This window comes from Neochlamydia sp. AcF95 (assembly GCF_018342455.1).
In the GTDB taxonomy this organism is placed as follows: Bacteria; Chlamydiota; Chlamydiia; order Chlamydiales; family Parachlamydiaceae; genus Neochlamydia.
The window spans coordinates 65,529-72,707 of sequence record NZ_JAEMUC010000068.1 but is presented as its reverse complement, the minus strand read 5'-3'; the positions used below and the strand labels follow the sequence as shown (position 1 = coordinate 72,707).

Annotated in this window: 4 protein-coding genes; 1 reads left to right on the top strand and 3 read right to left on the bottom strand. The window is 35.2% G+C overall.

What is annotated here, in order from left to right:
* From NEOC95_RS08310 to NEOC95_RS08300, 3 genes are all read right to left on the bottom strand, one after another.
* The coding region (locus tag NEOC95_RS08310; RefSeq protein ID WP_213152478.1) for an ISAs1 family transposase at positions 1-424 on the bottom strand (424 nt) is incomplete at its 3' end.
* Between the two features lie 62 nt (positions 425-486).
* Positions 487-2,535: a tetratricopeptide repeat protein gene (locus NEOC95_RS09625; protein WP_349305273.1), complete on the bottom strand. Its 2,049-nt coding sequence runs from the start codon at positions 2,533-2,535 to the stop codon at positions 487-489.
* 6 nt (positions 2,536-2,541) lie between these two features.
* Entirely contained in the window at positions 2,542-3,459 is a 918-nt protein-coding gene (locus NEOC95_RS08300; RefSeq protein ID WP_213152476.1) for an F-box-like domain-containing protein, read from the bottom strand.
* Positions 3,460-3,667: 208 nt separating this feature from the next.
* On the opposite strand from NEOC95_RS08300, the gene NEOC95_RS08295 reads away from it, so the two are divergent.
* On the top strand, positions 3,668-7,051 hold the full coding sequence (locus NEOC95_RS08295) for a tetratricopeptide repeat protein (protein ID WP_213152475.1): 3,384 nt from the start codon (positions 3,668-3,670) through the stop codon (positions 7,049-7,051).
* Positions 7,052-7,179: the final 128 nt, after the last annotated feature.

Sequence of the window (7,179 nt, the reverse complement as noted above, 5' to 3'; positions counted from 1 at the left end):
GTATTAGCTTATTCTCTGCTGCAAAGGCACTAACCATGTGAATTGCTTTTCCTTCACGAGCTATATCACACGAACCTCTTAATGTTTTGTCATCTATAGCAATCACGCCTTTAATGGCTCCAGCAATATTTTGGGTCCATTGTACAAAACATCTTTCAAAATTCGATGCAGATACATAGCGAAAAAATCTTCCTAAAGTATTATGCGATGGCACACCTGCTAAGCAGATTCCATGCTCTTGCAGCCAAGGTAAATTGCAAGATGCCCATAAATGGATGGTTGCCCAATCATCTGCACCGCATAAAACTGCCAAAATGCTAATTGTAACAATATCAAACAAACTATAGATTTGGTTTCTTTGCTTCCTTGGATCTTCCAGATCCTTAAATACAGCAAAAATACTATTGGGTTTATGAGTATTCATTCATTCCTCCTTTTTAAGGAAAAGAATGATAATTATACCCCTTGCTTTGTCAACTTAAATCTTCATGCAATTTCCCTGCCTTTTCTATATAGACTAGTAATGATGTGTTGGACTTGACTGAGATAATTACTTGCCATCTTTGTGTTGCCTTGCTCTGCGTAGAGCATTGCCAAATTAAACAAATCTATTGCCAAAGTAGGGTGATCTTCTCCATAAATTTCGCTATTAATTCTAAGTGTCTTATTTGCACACTCAAATGCCTCTTTTAATTTTCCTTGAGCTTGGCAAAGTTGTCCTAAATTGTTGTACATAGTTGCCGTAGTTGGATGTGTCTCGCCAAAAAGTTTTTGACTGATCATGAGTGCTTGGTTGGCATACTCAAAAGCTTTATCTATATTTCCTTGTCCTTTATAGATTTTAGCTAGGTTGCTGTATCCTATTGCCACATTGGGATGAATTTCGCCAAAATGCTTTTTGTCAATTTCCAAGGCCTGATCGATATGTTTAGCCGCATCCTCTAACTTTCCTAAGGTTTCGCAGATCATTCCCAAGTTGTTATAGCAGGTGGCTATATGAGGATGATTTTCACCAAATAGCTTTTTGTCAATCTCGAGTGCTTGATTGGCATGCTTAGCCGCTTCCTCTAAGTTTCCTTGAGCTTCGTAAATCATTGCCAGATTGTTGTAAAGGCCTGCCATAGTATAGCTATTTTTTCCATAAGGCATATTCTCGCATATATTGATAGCTTCATTAGCACACTCTACAGCCTTTTCTAAATTTCCTTGATCTTGATAGATCTGTCCTAGATTGTTATAATCCCTTACCACATTGAGAAGATTTTCATGAATATGCCTTTTGTCAATTTCGAGTGCTTTATTAACACATCCCAACGCTTCATCTAATTGTTGTTGTTCGTGATAGATCATCCCCAAGGCGTTTAGCACACCTACATTTTCAAGATCTACTTCCAAGGCTTGAAGGTAAAAATCTTCAGCTTCTTTATATTGAAAAAGCCGCGCTGCTATATCCCCTTGTGTCTGGGGGGAGTTATCTTCTAAATCTGAAAGCTTAAGACTGGCTTCATTACCTAATAAAAACTCCTGCATAGCATGATAAAAAGGAATAAAAAATGCAATAAATTTCTTTAATTTTTTTTTTAATATTCCTGGTTCTAAAGCGAACTGTTTTTTAATAAGATCTAGATTTTCAAATCCAAAAGGTTTAATCAGCGGGTTCATCATCTCTTGTTGAGCATGATAATGTGAATAAGTCTTTAGACGCATGAATAATGCTATACCCATCCAATTTTTTAACTTTTCAGATGCAGTTGGAGTTAGGATTCTTTGCTTATTTAGTTCATCAATTCTAGTGAGGGTATCTGAGACTTCTATTTTATTGAGGAGGGCTAAACGATCTAAAGCGAGATGAGGAAAACGGTAAAAATCATTTTTAACTTTAAAAAGCCTACCATGTCTTTCTAAATCTTGCAGTCCTGGATTGAAGGTTAACATATCAGCGTTAACTAGATGTTGCTTGGCCAAGTACTGCCGAAGATCAAGGTTTTCTTGATAAGGTATGTTAAGCTTTTCCTGTACTTTTTGGCTATATTGCCTTGTTAAGTCAATGCTACCTAGCAAATAAGTAAAGGTTAAAAGCTCCATAGGGAGATGAGGCTCTTTCATATGCCACCAAGTGCCTTTATCATCTTTACCAATATATTGGGCCATCTTTTCAGGAGTTTGGATTAGCTCAAAAGTTATGCTATTACCAAAAGGAGTTTTACAGCCTTTTCCTTCTACTCCCGCCCCATCAAAGGCAAAACCTCGTGGCGTAATGCTATCAAAAAAATCAATGGCTTTTAAGCAAGGAATGTTTAAAGTAGGAAGGACCGTTTCTCCTAAGTTGATCACTAGCAAGTGAAGTAGATTGGTCAGATTCTTAAAATACTTCTTATTTAGAGGAGTGTCCTCTTTTATAAGAATGCCAAATTCTAAGTCGGAATAAGGAGTCATTTCTTCTCTAGCTAGAGAACCAAAGCCTATCATGGCATATTCACATGGTGTAGGGCCTAAGACGTCAAAGGCTTGCTCCGCAAGATGGCTAAAGAAAATCTTTATTTATTGAGTAATCCCGCGGTAAAGCTCTCTTACTTCCCTAGAAGAAGGATTTGGTCCGAGAACTTGAATTTTCTTCTCTACTCCTTCTCTAAAATTTTTTAATTCTGCACGATTATCCTCAAATTGTTTCTGCATTTGTTCAAGGCTTATAGGTTCTCCTCCGCATAGCTGAATAAGTATCCTTTGAACATTAAAAATTTTTTCTTTAATTATTCCTTGCCTATCTTTAGGGGCAAGGCATATGGAATAAATGTAAATTCCGGCTGCTTGAACAAGTTGCTCGCGCTTTCCTTTGAGGTAATAAACATCGCCTAATATTTCTAAGCATAAGCTCTCTTGAATAGAGTCTTTCTTTTCAACAGCATGCTTTAATAGTAGTGTGTAAGCTTCTTCTGCTGCCTCTAACCTATCTCTTGATAAAGAAATAACATTTCGATCAATAGAATGAACAAGCTGTTCTAAATAATTTGCAAGCTTCCGCGCGTAAGGTTGTAGTTTTAGTGGTTGATAGTAAGTTAAGAATTTGAAATTACTGGGCATATTTCGTTTAAATACTTGTGCACATGTTCTTACATCGAGGATTTTTCTTAAGTCACCGGGAGTTAAACTATCAAACGAAAGGAAAATACAGCGATAGATATGGGAGGGGAGAGAGTCTAGAGAATAAGAAGCATTAATAATTTTATTATTAGCAACAGATGGGATAGCAATAGGCTGTTTCAAGTGGTGAAGCTTAGCTGTAGGAAGTTGTTGATAAAGCTGTTTAAATAAATTGCTGGTATCAATAAGCTGCTTCCATTCTTTACAAACCACATTTATTTGACAAAGATCTTGCAGGCTCAATTTTTCAAATATCTTTAAGGCAATTTCTGCGTATACTTGCGAGTCTTTCTTAGGGAAGGTTAGATTTTTAAACACCGGAAATATAAGAGGATTGCTAGATAAAATTTTTAAACTCACAAGATACCTAATATTCAAAAATTAAGGGAATTTTTTGACTTATATTAGGGGATTATTCAATATCCCTAATAATCAAACTCAGCTTTTAAAAAAGAATATACTAAGCGGTAAGATTGCATTCTATTTAAATTTGTACTTTTTTTAACTTAAATCTAGGTCTAATGATATGTCTATTTCCTCATCAAAAGCATTTTCTCCATTCACCAGAGGCTCTTATCCAAAACTAGGAAATGTTTTACCCTTTTACGCAGCAAATAAGCCACTCTCCTCTGTTCTTTTTCATTCTAAATCAGTATCTATTGCCTTTCGCACATTGAGCACAAATCATCAATATATTTCGACATTTAAGCATGATAAAATGCCTAGAGCTATCCTTACGCAAGTACATCCTGACCACCTTCTTTGTTCTCCCTCGTCTAAAAATAAACGCTTCTACAGCAAAAAGACAAAGAGCGAGCCTTCAAGAGAATTACTAGAGCAAGTAAAAAAGATTAATGCCGAATTAAAATCGCGATTGGAACGCACGGAAGGGGAGATTAAAACATTGCTGGGAGAATCAAAAAGCGAGCTTGTAGTATTAAAAGATAAAGTGAATTTACTACCCACAAAAGTAGTTAATAACATAAATGAATCCAAGAGCAAAAAGTGGATAATAAGCAGTGGCTTTGGTATGGTCGTGGGAATACCAGGTCTTGTATTTAAGGCTCAACTTACTGATTATTTTAATAAATACTTTAAAGGGGAAATCAATCATATCGACTTTTTGGACAAAAACCTGTCCTCTACAGAAGATTGGATTCAAACAAGAAATCTTACCAAATTAAAAAATATTTTTAAAACGCAAGAGTTCACCATCCAAAAAATAGCACTTATTGGCATATCCGGTTCAGGGAAAACTACTCTAGCCAAACAATATGCCCTACATTATGAACAAGAAAGAAAGGATCAACCTGAGGGCATACGAACGGTGTTTTATGGTGATATGAGAGAATATAAAACTTTTAAATGCATGTACAGAAAATTTGCTGAAGATTTAGGAGTTAAAGTTCCCGCTGGCGCTTCAAAAGAGGAAATTATTAGGGAAGTCAACAAAAAGCTTATCACGAGGCCCAATTGGTTATTTATAGTTGATAACCTGGATCCCAAGAAATACGAAAAGCTAAAAGCTTTTCTTCCAAAAAGGCCAGAAGCTACATTAGATTTTTATTCAAAATGGCCTGAAGAATTAGAAGCATTCTTTACAAATAGTTTGAAAGGCAAAATTTTACTTATTGCCCACGAAGAGTTAGAGGGTGCAATGTCGTTTAATATGCAAGCAAATACAATCAGCGAGAAAGAGGCTCTTAATATTTTCGACGTTGCCCTTGGAAAAAATCATTGGTCTCTTAATCAAGCCCACACCTCAAAACGCAAACTGGTACGTCAACTCTCTTACTTACCTTTAGCTATTAAGCAATCCGCTATTTATTTTAAATATGCGAAGCCGACTGATTCCTTTGATTCTTTAGTGGATTCTTATCTAACGCAATTAAAAAGCCTCATAAAAATGCGTACTGATGGCCATAAGGAAACAGTCGATGCCTCCAAACTTTTAGAAGCTATGGTATCTTGGCAGAAAAAGGAAAAACAAGCAGGAGGCAGCTTTTTCCATGATCTATTAAAGCTTAATAAGGATAAGCTAACATTTCTTATTGAATCGAAAGAAGAAGGTTCTTCTAGAATTCTAGTAGATATAGGTCCGCTTCTAGAAGCGATGCAACTTACTAGTATAAAAAGTGATGAGAGACAAAAAAAGTTCAATTCTAATGATAGTTTAATGACATCCTTTATTGGCGAGTTACAAGAACTTAGGGAAATAAAAAAGGTAAACCTTAATCAAGTAGATGCTAAACAGCTTTTAAAAGCTATATATTCCTTAAATGTGCAAGAATGCATGCAAATACAGAATGAATGTAAAAATTTTTTTACAATGATTCCTTTTTTTAATCCTTATCTTATTAATGAATCTCTAATTCGGCTTTGGTTTGAGAAAAAGGGGAAAGCAGAGCTATTGGAGTCCATTCTAGATCTTTTAAAGGATCGTTCACTAATTAGTAAGGTAGGACAAGACGGATGGGAGTTTCATTCTTTCTTGCAAGACTCTATTCTTGAAGAAATAGAAAAAGAAAGGAAGGACTTATCTAATGATTTTAATGATTTTCTTCTTTTCCTTACCCGCAATTATAAATTGGATATGCGTTTTGCTGATGGCTATAGTCTCAATAAAGCTCTTGTTAATCACCTTGAACCGCTCTTAAAATACGCAGAAAGCTTGGGTAGAAAAGATGAATTAATTTACTGTTTTGCGCATTTATATAATGTTTTAGGTAATTATCATTTGCAGTCCAATAACTTTTTTGAAGCCCGAAAAGCCTTCAAGAAAAGTTTAAAGCTTGCTGGAATTGAAAGAGAAGTTGAAACAGCTGAGAAAATCTGGAAGCTTTCTGGAAGCCAGATAAGAATTACTGCCCTTTATGCTCAAGCCCTGCATTACTTGGGTAAAATTCATTTTCAAGAGGGAAAACTACCTCAAGCCCAAGAGCATTTTGAAAAAGCTCTTGCCATTCAGCGAAATGTGCTAGTGAATAGCGTGATAGAAAAAATAGGAGATGATATTCCTCAAAGAAAAGTAGTAACTAGTATTGCCAAGAGAAAATTAACAGATAATACTTCTCAGCAAAAGACCTTTGTTGATTTGGTTATGAAAAAAGAACTAGGTAGTATTGCTCAAAGAAAGGTACTTGGCGATATTGCATTAAAAAAAATCTTAAGCGATGTGGATTGGGATAAAAATCCAAATCCTTTTGACATTATAACTTTTCAGCGACAAGGAATTGGCTGGATTCTTCTAGAAGGCAATAAAGAACAATTGTTAGATGCAGAAAAACTTTATCTTAACCTTTTCAAAGAGAAGAAAATTGTAGAGGAGAAAGAAGAACGCGATGAGTTTAATGAAGGGTATTGTAATCTGCAATTGGGCAGAGTTTACCTTAAGTTAGCACAACTTGTATCTGAGGAAGAAGAAAGAAAGAGATATTACTACAAAGCACAAGAGAGGCTGAAAAAAGGTGGAAATGAAAGCGGATCTGCTTTCCAGGGAGCCCGTCGCATGCTAAAAGAAGGCCATCTTAAAGCTGGAGAAGTATTTCTTCTTTTAGGTACTCTTTACTTCGATAGTAACTGTCCTTTTGGAAAACCTGAGAAAGCAAAAAAATATTTTAAGGAAGCATTTAAAAAAGCTTCAAGCTCTCTTAAAAATGAGTGGAGTATTTGTGCTAAATCTAAACATTATCTTGCTAAGCTTTATTTAAAAGAAAATAATCTTGAGCAAGCGCTTGTAACGGTTACTGAATCAATTTATTATTACGACAAATTAGGAAAAGGACTAACCAGAATCCTTCCTAAAGAAGCTGAAGAAGCTAAGCAATTAAAAAAAGAGCTTATAGAAAAAATGTTTAAAAATAATAATAATAAAAAACTAATGAATTTAATTGCCTATGTCTATGCCTGACGCTTAAAGAAACTTCGATTTATCTCCTGCACCTTTTAAACATAAGCCTAGCGTAGCTTTAATTTGCTAGAAAGGTCAGCTTAAAGAAGCTAGATAAAGCTTAAATGCAGGAGAATAGGTAAAAAGGG

What these genes read in the sequence shown, in the direction of transcription:
- NEOC95_RS08295 (WP_213152475.1), top strand. Translation starts at nt 3,668, where the DNA reads ATGTCTATTTCCTCATCAAAAGCATTTTCTCCATTCACCAGAGGCTCT.